Here is a 15,151-nt window from a genome sequence, read left to right as displayed (position 1 = left end):
TTGCTCCCGGAAATTGCCCAATATTTCCGCCTGGAAAAACTACCTCACATGTGGTGTCCGGGCTGTGGCAACGGAATAGTTTTGCACTGTCTGGTAAAGGCCATTGATAAACTTTGCCTGGATCAGGACCGTACGGTGATGGTTTCCGGCATTGGCTGTGCGGCCAGGGCCTCCGGCTACCTGGATTTTGATACGCTGCATACCACCCATGGTCGTGCCTTGGCTTTTGCCACCGGCGTTAAGTTTGCTAAACCGGAATTGCATGTTTTTGTACTAACCGGGGACGGTGATTGTACAGCCATTGGCGGCAACCATTTTATTCACGCTGCCCGGCGCAATATCAACCTTACCGCCATAGTATTTAATAACAGCATTTACGGCATGACCGGCGGGCAATATTCTCCCATGACGCCCCCTGCCTGCCGTGCCACCACTTCTCCTTACGGAAACCTGGAACGAACTTTCAACCTGGCGGAACTGGCGGCGGCGGCCGGTGCTACCTTTGTGGGGAGAGCCACCACTTACCATACTAAGCTGCTTACCGACTTAATTATTGAAGGGCATAAAAACAACGGTTTTTCCCTGATTGAAGTTGTTACCCACTGTCCCACTGCCTTTGGCCGGTATAACAAAATGGGTTCGCCGGCCGACATGTTAAAATGGCAGCGGGATCATGGTGTTACTGCGGCGCGTTATCAGAATTTAACCCCGGCAGAACGGGCGGATAAATTTATCGTGGGCGTGCTGCACAAGCAGGAAGCCCCCGAGTATACGGCAGCTTATCAAAAAATGCTGGAAAAATTCCAGGGGAGGTAGGGATTATGCCCGGTACATGGGAAATCAGGCTCAGCGGGTCCGGCGGCCAGGGGCTGATACTGGCCGGCATTATTCTGGCGGAAGCTGCCATCCTGGACGGTCAGAATGTGGTGCAAACCCAGTCCTATGGCCCGGCGGCCAGGGGCGGCGCCAGCAAAGCAGAGGTTATTATCAGCCAGGAAGAAATTGATTACCCCAAGGTGGAACGGCCGGATGTTTTTCTTGGCCTAAACCAGGAGTCAGTGTTTAAGTATATGGGCGACTGTAAAGAAAATGCGCTGGCCATTGTGGATGCCGGGTTGGTCAATCATATACCTCCCAGCAGAGCCATGGTTTACGCTCTGCCCATTACCGAAACCGCCCGCCGGCAAGTGGGACGGGAACTGGTGGCCAACGTCGTGGCCCTGGGCGCCCTGACCGCCCTGTCCAATATTGTCAGCCGGTCATCCGTAACCACCGCTTTATTGCGTAAAGTGCCCAAAGGCACCGAGGACATCAACCGTCAGGCTCTGGAACTGGGTTTTAACCTGGCTGAACAGGTGCTGGCCGGCGCCCGGGCAGGGCAAGTCTGAGGGTTGCCCCTTGTTTAAATCACAGTTTGCCTTGGTGGACTGTGATTTTTCTTTCTAAACAACCGGACAGCTAAGATGAAAGAGGTATTTATGAAAGAGGCCGTTATTTTTAACATTCAAAAATTTTGCCTGCATGACGGACCGGGCATCAGAACCACTATATTTTTCAAAGGCTGCCCGCTGCATTGCCAGTGGTGCCATAACCCGGAAAGCCAATCCTTCCACAGGGAGTTTTTTTACAACCGGGAAAAATGCAGCGGCTGCGGCAGATGTCTGCAAAGCTGCCCCCAAGGGGCCATTATGACAACCCCCAGAGGTATCTTGACTGATGTTAACCGCTGCCATTTTTGCGGCAATTGCGCAGCTGTCTGTTTCAACGATGCCCGGGAGACGGTGGGACACCCCTATACTGTCCATGCACTGGTGCAAGAAATAGAAATGGACCGTCCTTTTTATGAACAGTCAGGCGGCGGTGTTACCCTGTCCGGCGGGGAAGCCCTTTGCCAGATTGATTTTGTGGCTGAACTGGTAAAAATTCTGCACCACAAAGGTATTTCGGTGGCGGTGGATACCTGCGGGCACTTACCTTTCAGCTGTTTTGACAGGGTATTAAAATATGTAGATGTATTTCTTTATGACCTGAAAATGATGGATGCAAAGCTGCATAAGCAATACACCGGCCAGGACAACCGACTGATCCTGGAAAACCTGGTGCGGCTGGTCAATAAAGGAGCGGTTGTTCACTTGCGGGTACCTTTGCTGGATGGCATTAATACAGATGATAACCAAATCCTGGCCCTAATTGATTTTGTGAAAGATTTAAAGATTTCCCGGGTGCATTTGCTGCCATACCATGCAACCGGCAGTTACAAATACACCAGGCTGCAGCGGGAGTACCCCGGCCATTTATGGGCCAGGCCATCCGATGCAAGATTACATAAAATTAAGCAGTTGTTTGAGGCATATAAACTTAATGTAAAAATTGGGGGCTGATATGGTGGAACGAGGCATGAATGAACGAATTCGCCGGCTCAGGCAGCAGAGTGTCACCACTGAACCAAGCATTTCTATGGAACGGGCGGTACTGGTTACCGAAGCTTACCAAAGGTATGCCGGGACGGTGGAAATCCCTATCCTGCGCGCCTTAACCTTTAAGCACATCATGGCCAATAAAACCTTATGTATCCTGGATGGAGAACTGATTGTGGGGGAGAAAGGGGAAGGGCCCCAGGCAGCACCCACCTATCCCGAGCTGTGCTGTCATACCTTGGAAGATTTTGAGATTATGCACCGGCGGGAGAAAATATCCTATAAGGTCAGCGAGCAAGCCAAACGGATCCAAGCGGCGCAAATCATACCCTACTGGCAGGAGCGATCCCTGCGTAAGAAAATTTTTGACCACATGTCGCCCCGGTGGCATGCTTGCTATAACGCCGGCATATTTACCGAATTTATGGAGCAGCGGGCCCCCGGCCATACAGTGGCGGACGGGAAAATATATGAAAAGGGTTTCCTGGATTTTCAGAAAGAAATCATGCAAGCTATAGCCAGCCTGGACTTTTTAAATGATGCGGCAGCCTATGAGAAAAAAGTCCAGCTGACAGCCATGAAAATTTGCTGTGATGCTATAATGATTTATGGCCGGCGTTATGCCGAGTATGCTAAAAAACTGGCGGCGTGTACCGATGACCCGCAGCGGCGGCAGGAACTGCTGGAGATTGCCGCCAACTGTGAGGTGGTGCCCGCTCACCGGCCGCAAACCTTTGCCCAGGCCCTGCAGATGTACTGGTTTGTGCATATTGGGGTGACCTCGGAATTAAATAACTGGGATGCCTTCAGCCCCGGCAGGTTAGACCAGCACTTATATCCTTTTTACCAAAAAGGCCTTGCTGACGGCAGCCTGACAAAGGAAAAGGCAAAAGAATTGTTGTCCTGCCTGTGGATTAAGTTCAATAACCAGCCGGCACCCCCCAAGGTAGGCATTACCCTGCAAGAAAGCGGCACTTATACAGATTTTGCCAACATCAACAGCGGTGGTGTCAAAGCGGACGGTTCAGACGGTGTAAATGACGTAACCTATTTAATTCTGGATGTCATGGAAGAATTAAGGCTGCTGCAGCCCAGCTCCAACGTGCAAATCAGCCGCAAATCACCACACCGTTTTGTTAAGCGGGCCTGCGAAATTGCCCGCCAGGGCTGGGGGCAGCCGGCCATGTATAATACCGATGCAATTATCCAGGAACTTTTAAGGGCCGGCAAAGACATCACCGACGCCCGGGCAGGCGGCGCCAGCGGTTGTGTGGAAGCCGGGGCCTTTGGCAAAGAGGCCTATATTCTGACAGGTTATTTTAACCTGCCGAAAATTCTTGAGCTGACCTTAAACAACGGTTTTGATAAACTAAGCGGCCAACAATTGGGTTTGCCGACGGGTTATGCCGTTGATTTTAAAAGCTACGAAGAATTATTTGCAGCATTTAAAAAGCAAATAAATTATTTTGCAGACATTAAAATAGCCGGCAATCATATCATTGAACAGCTATATGCCACTCAGATGCCCTGTCCCTTTTTGTCCGTCTTGATCAGCGACTGCATTGAAAAGGGTAAAGACTACAACGCCGGCGGCGCCAGGTACAATACCTCTTATATTCAGGGGGTGGGCATCGGTACCCTGACGGACTGCCTGGCCGCCATTAAATATAACGTATTTGATCATCAAAGATTTACCATGCAGGAACTGATGCAGGCTTTGGCAGCCAATTTTGAAGGCTGCCAGGATTTGCGTCATCTGGTATTAAACAAAACCCCCAAATACGGAAATGATGATGACTACGCCGATCAGATCATGACAGAGGCCTTTCATGCTTTTTATGAAGCAGTTAACGGCCGGCCCAACACAAAGGGCGGTGTTTATCGTATTGATATGCTGCCCACCACCTGTCATGTCTATTTTGGCTCGGTCACCGGGGCTACTCCTAACGGCCGGCTGGCCGGCAAACCTCTTTCGGAAGGAATATCACCCGAACAGGGGGCAGACCGCCGGGGGCCCACGGCGGTGCTGAAATCAGCCGCTAAAATGGATCACCTGCGGACCGGCGGCACCCTGTTAAACCAGAAGTTTAATCCTGCGGCGGTGGCAGGCGAAGAAGGGCTGCAGGGGATGGCAGCGTTGGTGCGCACCTATTTCAACCTGGACGGTCACCATATCCAGTTTAACGTGATCGACCGGCAAACCTTGCTGGAGGCCCGGCAGCGGCCTGAGGAATACAAAGATTTAATCGTACGGGTGGCGGGCTACAGCGATTATTTCCATAACCTGAGTAAAGAATTGCAAGACGAAATCATTGCCCGTACCGAGCATAACTCTCTGGGCTGATTGGCTGTATGATTATTTTAAAAGACTGCTTGAGCATAAATAAATAACCCCTGGTTTCCAAAGTCAACGGAAAACCGTCAGACAAGCCGGCCTGGCGTCAAAAAGGCCGGTTTTTTTATGCAGATAAGGCAAGTCTTAACTAAACATATATTATTTTGCCGGATTGCAAAAGACAGGATAATCCGCCGGCAGATGGTCAAACTAATATCGGTGATGTGCATGAGCCTGTGGACCAAGCTGGTTAAGATTTTGCAATATCAGCCAAACCGCAACCGGGAAGGTTTTGTGTTAAAGGAAACCCCTCAGGAAAGGGCCAAACTTGCCGATCAACAGCCGGCGGAGAAGCGGGAGGCAGCTTCCTTTAACAAGCCAAAAGGCGAGCGGGGAGAGCGTCGCAGCACCTTAAGAAAACCGCACAAGGTACACGAAGCCCCGGCACAAGAAGACCCTGACCGGGTTAGCCCCAGCCTGCAGGTAAATAAGAAAAGGATTTATGAAATTTACGGGCTGCCGGCCAACAAGGATTTTATTATCCGGGACTTTACCGTTGCCCTCAAACCGCCGGTGCAGGCCTTTGCCTTATTCATGGAAGGGTTAAGCGATAAAGCATCTGTCAACCAGTATGTACTGCAGCCCATGATGCTATTTTCCAATTTTCATCAGCAAACAGACGGCTACCTGCTGGACTACCTGGAAAAGCGGGTATTAATAACCAACCAGGTTAATCAATACGATTCCTTTGAGAAAATTGTGGGCGGCGTTAATTATGGCGCCACCGCCATATTTATTGAAGGATGTGCCAAGGCCCTGGTGGTAGAAACCAAGGGGTGGGATCACCGGGGCATCGACACCCCTTCCAACGAACCCATTATCAGGGGGCCCCAGGAAGGCTTTGGGGAAATCCTGCGCAGCAATACCGCACTGGTAAGGAAATATATTCGTTCCGCCCAATTAACCACCGAAATGTTTAAGCTGGGTAAAATCAGCCAGAATGATGTAGCTGTTATGTATCTGCGGGGAGTGGCCAATCAAAGCCTGGTGGCGGAAGTTAAGCGCAGAATCCAATCTATTCAGGCTGATGCGGTGCTGGACAGTGGCATTCTTGAACAGTATTTAGAAGACCGGCCCTGGAACATTGCCCCCCAGGTCATGGCTACCGAAAGACCCGACCGAGTGGCTTACATGATTATGCAGGGGAAAGTAGCCATTTTTTTAGACGGCAACCCCTACGTGCTGGTGGTGCCCACCACCATGTTTGACCAGCTGCACAGCCAGGAAGATTATTACCTGCGTCCTTTGTATGGCAGCATGCTGCGGTTAATCAGGGCCTTTGCCTTTTATGTGGCCTTTTTAACCCCCGGCGTATATCTGGCCATTGTGCTATTCCACAAAGAAATGATTCCCACCGAATTGCTGCTGGCCATTGCCGGGGCCAGGGAACGGGTGCCCTTTCCCAGTTTTGTGGAGGTTGTCATCATGGAGGTTTCTTTTGAATTAATCCGGGAAGCCGGGTTAAGGGTACCCGGCGTGCTGGGCAGCACCATCGGCATTGTGGGAGCATTAATCCTGGGGCAGGCAGCGGTACAGGCCAACCTGGTCAGTCCCATTCTGGTTATTATTGTGGCAGTAACAGCCCTGGCGGGTTTTGCCATACCTTCTTATTCGCTGCAATTTTCTTTGCGCATTGTTCGCTTTATTTACATCTTGCTGGGAGCCCTGCTGGGCTTTGTTGGCATTGTCTTTGGCTTGTTTATTCAAATGCACATGATGGTATCTTTAAAATCCTTTGGCGTGCCTTACCTGTCGCCCATGACGCCGGCCACCAAAACCAGCGGTGATGTGGTTTTCAGGGTATCGGTGTTTAACTGGGAGAAGCGAGCCGACTACTTAAACACCCAGAAAGACAATTTGCAGCCCCGGGTGGCCCGGGGGTGGGTAAAGAAAAACAGTAAGCCGGACGAAACGGAATAATCTGGTTGCTGCCGGTTGCTAAAAGGAAGCGGCCTGGCAACAGGCGGGAGTATTGGGCCGCATATGACAGATTGAGAGGTAAAGGAGAATGCCGTTTGCTTAGGGAAGGAAAAATAGGTTTTGCGGAAGGTTTTTCCTTATTTTATATATCCAGCCTTACCAGCCTTTTTTTAACCTTGCCCTCCGCTGTTATAGAAGACGGCAAAAACATGGCCTGGCTCCTTTTCTTGTTAACAATTATATTGGTGCTGCTGGCTTTTTGGGTTATCTCCGAACTGATGAAACGCCAGCCGGAGCTGACTCTGGTGGAGGTCAGCGAAGCACTTTTGGGCACCTATGCGGGCACTCTGGTAAACGCCATATTTTTCCTGCACTTTGTTCTGCGGGAAGCGCTGCTGTTCCGGGAATACGCCGAAGCCTTTTTGGTGGCTGCCTTGCCCAGGACGCCCATCAGTATAGTAATCAGTGTGCTGGCCCTGGCGGCTTTTACCAGCGCCTATTACGGCCTGGAGGCTATTGCCCGGGCGGCCCGGGCGGCATTGCCTTTTGTGGCTGTGGGTCTGGTTATCCTGTTTATTGCGATCTTGCCCTATGCGGATCTTACTTACCTTTACCCCTTCCGGTTGGACAAACCGCTGAACCTGTTGCAAAAATCCTTTTTTAATTATACGGCCACCAGTGAGCTGATTGCCTCAGCAGTGATTATCCACTGCTTTGGCAACTGGCACTCTTACCGCCGGCTAGGGTTTTTAACGCTGGCTGCCTCCGGGCTAACTATTTTGACCACTACCGTCCTGATCCTGCTGGTGTTTGGAGTGCAAGGGGCCACTGAATTAATCCAGCCCTTCTTTAATTTGAGCCAGCTTATTACCATCGGGCGTTTTTTTCAGCGCCTGGAGTCGGTTTTTCTGTTGACCTGGGCCATGGTGGGTTTCTTTAAAATTGCCTTGTTTCTTTATATTACAACGGTTATCTTTGCCCGCATGTGCCGGATAGAAGATTACCGGCCCCTGTTATGGATAATTACATTGCTGTGCCTGGCTGTCAGCATTATACCGCCGGATTTGCCCACGGCCCTGCAGGTAGACAGCATTGTGTTCGGCCAACTGGGGCTGCTTCCCACGGTGCTGCTGCCTTTGCTTTTATTAATATGCTGCCTGGTTAAACAATCTATGGCCGGGTCCAAGAAAGCCAAAAATCGCCCCACGGCAGAATAAAAAGCAGTTGTCGCTGAAAGGTGCTGAAAACCACCGGCCGGCTTCCGAACAAGCGAATTCATGGTCAAGCGGGTGTGAACTGTATGGTAGAAAAACAGCCTGGCTTGCATCCGGTAAGGATGTTAAGGATGTTAATAATGATCTTGCTACCCGTCTTCTGCACCGGCTGCATCGGTGCCCGGGAAACGGACGAAATTGCGATTATTCTGGCGGTGGGCTTTGACAAAGGGAAAAATGCCCCCCTGGAAATGACGGTTACCGTGGCCAATCCCAGGGCCTTTGCGGCCGGCGAGAGTGGCGGCAGCCAAGAAGAACCTTTTTTAACAGCCAGTGTGGAAGGGCCGTCCATCTGGGAATGTTACCTGCTGTTTAATTCCTTCGGTTCCCGTGAAATGAGTTTTCAGCATACCAGGGCATATGTTTTCAGCGAAGAAATTGCCCGCCAGGGCCTGGGCAAATACCTCAACTCCCTGTTGCGGCACCTGGAAGTGCGCCGGAACAGCTCTTTGTTTATTTGCCAGGGTACGGCCAAGGAGTTTTTGCAGAAAAATATGCCCAAACTGGAAGCCTCGCCGGCCAAGCAATACGAATTTATGGACAGGATTTCGGGCATCACCGGCCTGTTTCCCGACAGAGATATCCATGGTTTTTACAAGACTGTTAAAACCCTGCACAGCAACCCCACGGCAGCCCTGGTGGGTATCACCAAAGGCCAAAAAGCTCATGCCGCCGCCGACCAACCGCTGCGTATTCCTTATGCGGCCCAGGAAGTGCCGCAATCCGGCGGCACCGGCTATGCTGAGTTTATTGGCACAGCGGTCTTCCAAAAAGATAAGCTGGTGGGCCGATTAAACGGGGATGAAACCCGAACAATGTTGTTACTGGAAGGGCAATTTAACTTATCGACATTTACCCTGCGCGATCCTTTGCACCGTGATAAGCTGGTGACCTTAAGATTAAGGCAAGGGAAAAAGCCGGATATTGAATTTAAGCAACAGGAGGGCAGGTTGTTGATAAAAGAAAAGATTTTTTTGGAAGGGGAATTTTGGGCCATTGAAAGCTGTGAAAATTATGAAAAACCCGGCAAGAAGAAAGTATTGGAAGAATATTTTGACCGGCAGATGGAACAACTGGCCCGGCAATTGGTTGAAAAAACCAAACAAGAAGGCTACGGTGACATTTTTGGCTTTGACCGTTATTACCGCAAGTATTTAAACAGCTGGGAGGCGTGGGAGAATCTGCTCTGGCAGGAAATCTACGCCAACGCGGAAATAGAAGTGGATTTTCAGACTAACATACGCCGTACCGGCCTGATCAGAAAAATGGCAGCCGAGAAGAAGGAGCAGTGAGCATGGATTACTTATTGGCCCTGGGGCCGCTGTTAATCGGCAGTTACACGTTGTCTCTGGCCGTCTGGCTATGGCGGCAGCAAAACAAGCGCGGGGCGGTAGGCACCGTCTTGTTGACCCTGGTTACGCTGGCAGTGTCTTTTTATTCTGTTTTTCTCAGGCAGCCATATTAGGCAGGGCAGAATTTTAAGCCATTTACTGCAGCGGCAACAGGATATATTTTAAGTTTTGTGGAATATGTATCCTGGAGTTACCATGCAGGATGTGAAGGATATGGATATAAAAATACAAGCCAGGCCGGCCAACCGTGCCGAAGATTTAGCCCGCCGCCTGGAAAAACTTTTCACCGAGGAGTGGGGTGGCCCCAAAAGCGCCCTGGCGGTGGCGTACCTGCGGGATACAGTGATTCCTGATTTAATCTTTTGTTTAAATAAAAACTGGCCTTTTTTGGATAACCCCACCTTTCGTGATATTTTGGCTGCCAAGCTGAATACCCAGTTTGCTTATCCCCCCTCTTTTGCGGAGGGATTGGCAGGAGACATCCTGGCCTGCGCCAAGGAAGTGCTGGGCGCCTGCCCGGCGGCCCAGAATCATCCCTGGCAGCCCTGGGAAATTATCATGCGCCTGTTTACCATCGGCTGCCGTTTGCCTGAAATCATGCAAAAGACAGGCTATCCGGAAGTTTACCTGGATTTGTTTCGCAAACAGTATTTAAAACTGGAGGAGGTTGTTCTGTCCCTGGGCAGTCCTACCGAGGAACAACTTTTTTCCCACCGGGAGCTGGCCGGGGCAGGTATTCACTTAATCCGGTTTATGGCGGATTTTCGCAACAGGTTTAAGGTGTTTAAAAATTACCTGGAACGGCTGCAAGCCGAGCAAATGATTATGGATATGGATTTGGCCCTGGAACCGGATTGTTTAATCAAGCTGTTTGAAGGCTTATTTGAGGTGGAAAAACAGGTTAATCTCCACCGTTTTGCTGATATTTTAAAGGGCAGCAAAACCGCCTGGCTGGCCGGCGAGAACTATTACACGCGAACTGTAGCCTACGGTTTGCTGGCGGGCTGGCCGAAGAAACAAATCATTGCCCTGCTGGAGTGTTTGCTGGCCGGTAATTTACTTGTCCAGGATGCCGGCCATGACAGTGTGTTGAGCCTGTCAGAGCAGGCTGCCCGGCTGATTGCCCCGCTGGTGGTGCCGGCCCTGGCAGATGAAGTGCTGTCTGTCATGCGCAGCAAAGCCAGGGATAAAATTTCTCGCAGTACGGCTGTTTTAACAGGCAAAAATCCTGAAATAGCGGTACATCTCATCCGTGAGTTGGTGCGTCGGGGAGATCCTGCCGTGGTGTTGTGTTTTAAGGCATTGCCGCGACGGGTAGCCAAAAAAGTTTTTTTACAGATAGTTTGGGCCTGCGGCCGGCTGGGCGGCAAAGATGCCGTTAACCTGTTGAGCAAAACCATCCTGGATCGGGACAGTATGGTGCGAGTTTGCACCTGCCAGGCCATGGCCCAAATGGCTGACCCATCTTTTTACTTTTCCCTGATTAATGCTCTGGATGACCCGGTGGCCATGGTAAGAGAGCAGGCCGCCCTGGCCCTGGGCAGGTTAAAAATGCCCAGCGCCCTTAAACATATGGAACGGATTTTAAGCAACCCGTCAGAAGAACCGCAAGTGCTGCGGGCGGCCCGGGAAACCAAAGCTCTCTTGTTAAAGGAAAAAGAATTTAAAGAAAATGACTAACATCAACCCGTTTTCTTAACCGGGCAGGCGGTAAGAATGAAGTATTGCTTGACGCATTATTTTGTATAATGAGATAATGAAACTGCAGTGCGTGTAATTGCTGCAGTATTTTGTTTTTTTGCGGAGGTGTTTTGCTTTGCTGGCAAAGGAATTGGTAATTATCGGCGGCGGGCCGGCCGGTTATGCCGCCGGTTTATATGCAGCCAGGGCTGACATTGAGGCCCTGTTAATTGAACGAGGCATGCCGGGTGGGCAGGCTGCGTCCACCGAATGGATTGAAAACTATCCTGGTTTTCCCGGGGGTATCGGCGGTCTTGACCTGGCCTTGAAAATGGATGAGCAAGCCCGCTCTTTTGGCTTGGAGATCATGAATGCAGATGTAGAAAAATTGGAACGCCAGGGCGATGAATTTATTGTTTATACTGCTCAACAGTCAGTCAAAGCCAAGGCGGTAATATTAGCCACCGGTGCTAAACCCCAGTATTTAAACGTTGACGGGGAAAGTAAGTTTCACGGCCGGGGTGTTTCCTATTGCGCAACCTGCGACGGTGCTTTTTTCAGGGATAAAACAGTGGCAGTGGTAGGCGGCGGCGATGCCGCAGTGGAGGAAGCAATTTTTTTAACCAAATTTGCCCGGAAGGTCTATATTATTCACCGGCGGGGTGAATTGAGGGCGACCAAGCTGATTCAAAAACGGGCCATGGCTAACGAAAAAATTGAATTTCTGTGGTTTTCTGTGGTGGAAAAGGTAGTGGGCGAAGATAAAGTAGAAGCAGTGCGCGTAAAAGACGTGCGCACCGGCGAAACTAAGGAAGTGCCGCTGGACGGCGTATTCGTTTATGTTGGTACCAGGGCGAATTCTGAACTGGTACAAGAAATGGTAGAAATTGATGCCCGGGGCTATATTGCCGCCAACGACAAAATGGAAACCGGCGTGCCGGGTCTCTACGTAGCGGGAGATATACGGCAAAAGCCGCTGCGCCAGGTGGTAACGGCGGTGGCGGACGGTGCCGTGGCAGCCATGGAGGCGGAAAAATACCTGGCATCGCTGGCGGGCTAAGAAAAAAGCTGTATCTGGGTCAGATACAGCGTGAAAGGGAGAGGAGATTAGGTTGAGCGTTTCAACCTGCTTTAGTATTATCTCCAATTCAGCCCAAAATATTTATGCGGTTACTTAGAAGCCCGTCTGTTGTCATAAAACAGCAAATCGGTCTGCCGGTCATTTGATCGGATCAAGGTTGCTGACCCTGGTGGTTAGCAACCTTGTTTGTTTGTCAAGCAAATAAGTGTTGTCAATACCTGAAAATTGGATTATAATACCATCAAACATATGTTCTGGAATGGAGGGGGGAGTAATGGTTGTTCAAAATTGGCATAAGATTCTGGAGTTAAGAGTATTGGGTGGTTTTTTTGACGGCCAGGTAATTACCTTTGGACCCCATTTAAACTGTTTGGTGGGGGGGCGGGGGGCCGGTAAAACCAGCATCATTGAATTAATCCGGTTTGCCCTTGATGCCTACCCGGCGGATCTGCCGGCCCGAAGGAAGTTGGAGCAGCATCTGACAGGTATTTTGGGCAACGGCAAAGTAAGATTAACAGTGGAAACTGCCGGCGGCCAGCAGTATGTTGTCCAGCGGTCATTGGGCGACCGTGCCCCGCGGGTCAGCGACCGGGCGGGAAACCCTTTGGCGCTGGATTTAGCCGGCGGTTTAAATTTCGGCGTGGTAATAGTGGGCCAGAGTGAGCTGGAAAGCATGGCAGAAATGCCGGCCGCTCAATTAGCACTCATTGACGGTAAATGCCCGTCATTTCCTTTTATAAAAAACGAAATCCGGACCTGTCTGAATGAACTGGCAGAAAACCGAACGGCATTAAGCGGCCTGATTGAGGAGTGTCAGGCGCTGTCCGAGCGGCTGGCAATACTGCCGGATATTAAAGAGCGCCTGCAGGCCCTGGCGGGAGATCAATTAGATCACTTATTGCAGCGGCAGCGCCACAGAGAACGGGAAAGAATGTTTTTTGACCAACTGATGCGAACGGTGAAGCAGCAGTTGCAGCAGGACAAAAGGCGGCTGGCAGCATCTCAACCGGAACCGGTTTGGGACGAGACCGCTGCCCCCAACCAGGATATTCTGGCCCGGGCCCTTGAGATCAGCCGGGAAACAGAAACGGCGGTACGCCAATTGGTCAGCCAAGCAGTTGTGCTGCAGGAAAAATTACTTCAACAGCTGGCCAATCTTATGGCTGGCTTGGCCGAGCGGCACCGGGCCCAGGAACGGGAGGATGATCGCATCCAGGCCGGTCTGCCTGTCAAGGGATTGGGGGAAGCAGTGCAAGAACGAAACCGGCTGACCGGCCTGCTGTTAGAACTGGAAAGGTTAGTGGACCGGCTGGCGCAAAAAGAACAAGCCCAGGCTGTTTTGCTGGAACAACGGCAACAAATAAAGCATCGTTTACAACAACTGCAGTACAATTTATACGAACAGAGGTTGCGGGTTTGTCAGGAGTATAATAATCTGCTGCAGCCGGAGATCCAGGTGAATTTGAGACAGGCCGGCAATACTGACAAGTACCGGGAATTTTTGGCGGCGGCGCTCAGCAAATCAGGCATGCATTATAACCGGTTAACAGAGCAAATCGTTTGCCGCCTATCTCCCGGGGAACTGGCTGAAATCCTGCGGCACCGGGATGACCGCTATTTGGAACAGTGCTGCGGTATAGATAAAGACCGGGCGCAACGGCTGGCGGGTTTTTTGGCAGCCCAACTGACGCCGGCAGATTTATTGGCATTAGAGGATATCTGGCTGGAAGATTTGGTAGAAATCCGGCTGCAGGACGGGGCAGCATATAAAACCCTGGAGACACTGTCCAAAGGCCAGAAATGTACCGCAGTTTTACCTTTGCTGCTGCTGGAAGATTACCGCCCGCTGCTCATTGACCAGCCGGAAGATCACTTAGATAATGCTTATATTTTTCACACAGTGGTGCCGGCTCTTAAAAAAGTTAAGGCTGGACGGCAAATGATTTTTGCCACCCACAACCCCAATATTCCGGTTAACGGTGAGGCAGAAAACAATTTGGTACTGGCGGCAGACGGCTGCCGTGGCAGGGTAGCCCTACAGGGAGATCTCAGCCATCCACCTGTTAAAGATGCCCTGAACCTGCTGTTGGAGGGCGGGCCCGAGGCGTTAAAAGGCAGGCTGGTGCGCTATGAGTATTAAAAAATTCCCGGACAAACAACTAAGACAAGGAAACCTGCCCGGCAAACATGAGTGGCTGACGGTTGTCCCCTTCCTGTTACACCCGGATCCTTGGCAACGACGTCGGGCAGCGATGTTGTTTCAAGCCGGCGGGGGACTGATCTCTTTACAGGAAGTCCTGCTAAGGCTGGACCGGTTTCCCGAGGACATCTTGGTGCAGGCTTTAGATTGGCTGCAACAGTGGCAATGGCCGGCTGCCGAAGCACCCGGCAGCCGGCTTTTGCTTTTATGCATTAACCTTGCCAACCATCCGGATGCCCGGTTGGCGGCTGCCGGAAAAGGGTTGCTCAGCCGCTTGCAAAAGCAGCGCTGGCCGGTTCAGTTGCATGAAAGAACTGTATCTTACGCTGCTGTTTCGAGCAAGCAAAGGGAAATTCCCTTTTTAACCGTTTACCTTAACAAAGAGGAAGCCTGGCTGGGTGATCAATATCTTGACCTGACTCCCGCCCAAAAGCGTCTTGTTATGCGGCTGGCCGGGGCAGCAGGCCGTTTCCTGGCCAGGGATGCGTTGTACACTGCCGTGCAGGGAGGGGATGCTGTATACGGTGTGCCGGGAGATGTGAAGACCCATATTAAACTGTTGCGGCATAAACTGGGTGATGACGGTCAACGCCAGCACTATATTGAAAGCAAACGGCATTATGGCTACCGGCTTAACCTGACAAACGTGCAGATACAAAAATAAAGGCCTTCCGCAAATCGTTGCAGTTGCCAACGTCAGCCAGACGGCAACTGCAACACGCCGGAGGCTTTTATTTTTTTACCAGGCAGCCACCTTATTTTCACCCTGGCAGCTTAGCTTTTCACCGTTAATTCACCTAACACCTGTATACTGGTGCAAAAACAGAAAGGA

12 protein-coding genes are annotated in these 15,151 nt (G+C 51.0%); all 12 read left to right on the top strand.

The window, feature by feature from the left end; all coding sequences use genetic code 11:
• A complete protein-coding gene (locus tag DESHY_RS01550) occupies window positions 1-816 on the top strand; it encodes a 2-oxoacid:ferredoxin oxidoreductase subunit beta (protein WP_008409912.1) in 816 nt (271 codons plus the stop codon).
• Between the two features lie 5 nt (window positions 817-821).
• Window positions 822-1,388, top strand: a complete 567-nt coding sequence (locus DESHY_RS01545) for a 2-oxoacid:acceptor oxidoreductase family protein (RefSeq protein WP_008409910.1) — start codon at window positions 822-824, stop codon at window positions 1,386-1,388.
• A gap of 90 nt (window positions 1,389-1,478) precedes the next feature.
• Complete coding sequence (locus DESHY_RS01540) at window positions 1,479-2,381, top strand: glycyl-radical enzyme activating protein (protein WP_008409908.1); 903 nt, start codon at window positions 1,479-1,481, stop codon at window positions 2,379-2,381.
• 1 nt (window position 2,382) lies between these two features.
• Entirely contained in the window at window positions 2,383-4,761 is a 2,379-nt protein-coding gene (hypD, locus tag DESHY_RS01535) for a trans-4-hydroxy-L-proline dehydratase (protein ID WP_008409906.1), read from the top strand.
• 117 nt (window positions 4,762-4,878) lie between these two features.
• Window positions 4,879-6,732 (top strand): spore germination protein, encoded by a 1,854-nt coding sequence (locus DESHY_RS01530; protein WP_235695498.1) that lies wholly within the window; start codon window positions 4,879-4,881, stop codon window positions 6,730-6,732.
• Between the two features lie 95 nt (window positions 6,733-6,827).
• On the top strand, window positions 6,828-7,949 hold the full coding sequence (locus DESHY_RS01525) for a GerAB/ArcD/ProY family transporter (protein ID WP_072866148.1): 1,122 nt from the start codon (window positions 6,828-6,830) through the stop codon (window positions 7,947-7,949).
• Between the two features lie 83 nt (window positions 7,950-8,032).
• The gene (locus DESHY_RS01520; RefSeq protein ID WP_082210442.1) at window positions 8,033-9,298 is read left to right on the top strand and encodes a Ger(x)C family spore germination protein; all 1,266 of its coding nucleotides are present in this window, start codon (window positions 8,033-8,035) and stop codon (window positions 9,296-9,298) included.
• Between the two features lie 2 nt (window positions 9,299-9,300).
• Window positions 9,301-9,471 carry a hypothetical protein gene (locus tag DESHY_RS14185; protein WP_162829790.1) on the top strand — a complete coding sequence of 57 codons (171 nt, stop codon included), beginning with the start codon at window positions 9,301-9,303 and terminating at the stop codon, window positions 9,469-9,471.
• Window positions 9,472-9,571: 100 nt separating this feature from the next.
• Window positions 9,572-11,038, top strand: a complete 1,467-nt coding sequence (locus DESHY_RS01515) for a HEAT repeat domain-containing protein (RefSeq protein WP_048817844.1) — start codon at window positions 9,572-9,574, stop codon at window positions 11,036-11,038.
• Between the two features lie 136 nt (window positions 11,039-11,174).
• Window positions 11,175-12,098 (top strand): thioredoxin-disulfide reductase, encoded by a 924-nt coding sequence (gene trxB / locus DESHY_RS01510; protein ID WP_008409895.1) that lies wholly within the window; start codon window positions 11,175-11,177, stop codon window positions 12,096-12,098.
• 295 nt (window positions 12,099-12,393) lie between these two features.
• Window positions 12,394-14,259 carry an AAA family ATPase gene (locus tag DESHY_RS01505; RefSeq protein ID WP_008409894.1) on the top strand — a complete coding sequence of 622 codons (1,866 nt, stop codon included), beginning with the start codon at window positions 12,394-12,396 and terminating at the stop codon, window positions 14,257-14,259.
• Window positions 14,249-14,983: a winged helix-turn-helix domain-containing protein gene (locus DESHY_RS01500; RefSeq protein ID WP_008409893.1), complete on the top strand. Its 735-nt coding sequence runs from the start codon at window positions 14,249-14,251 to the stop codon at window positions 14,981-14,983. Before DESHY_RS01505 ends, DESHY_RS01500 begins: the two co-directional genes overlap by 11 nt.
• Window positions 14,984-15,151 lie beyond the last annotated feature (168 nt).

It is taken from the genome of Desulforamulus hydrothermalis Lam5 = DSM 18033 (assembly GCF_000315365.1).
GTDB classification, from domain to species: domain Bacteria; phylum Bacillota; class Desulfotomaculia; order Desulfotomaculales; family Desulfotomaculaceae; genus Desulfotomaculum; species Desulfotomaculum hydrothermale.
This window is presented reverse-complemented; position numbering and strand designations above follow the sequence as displayed.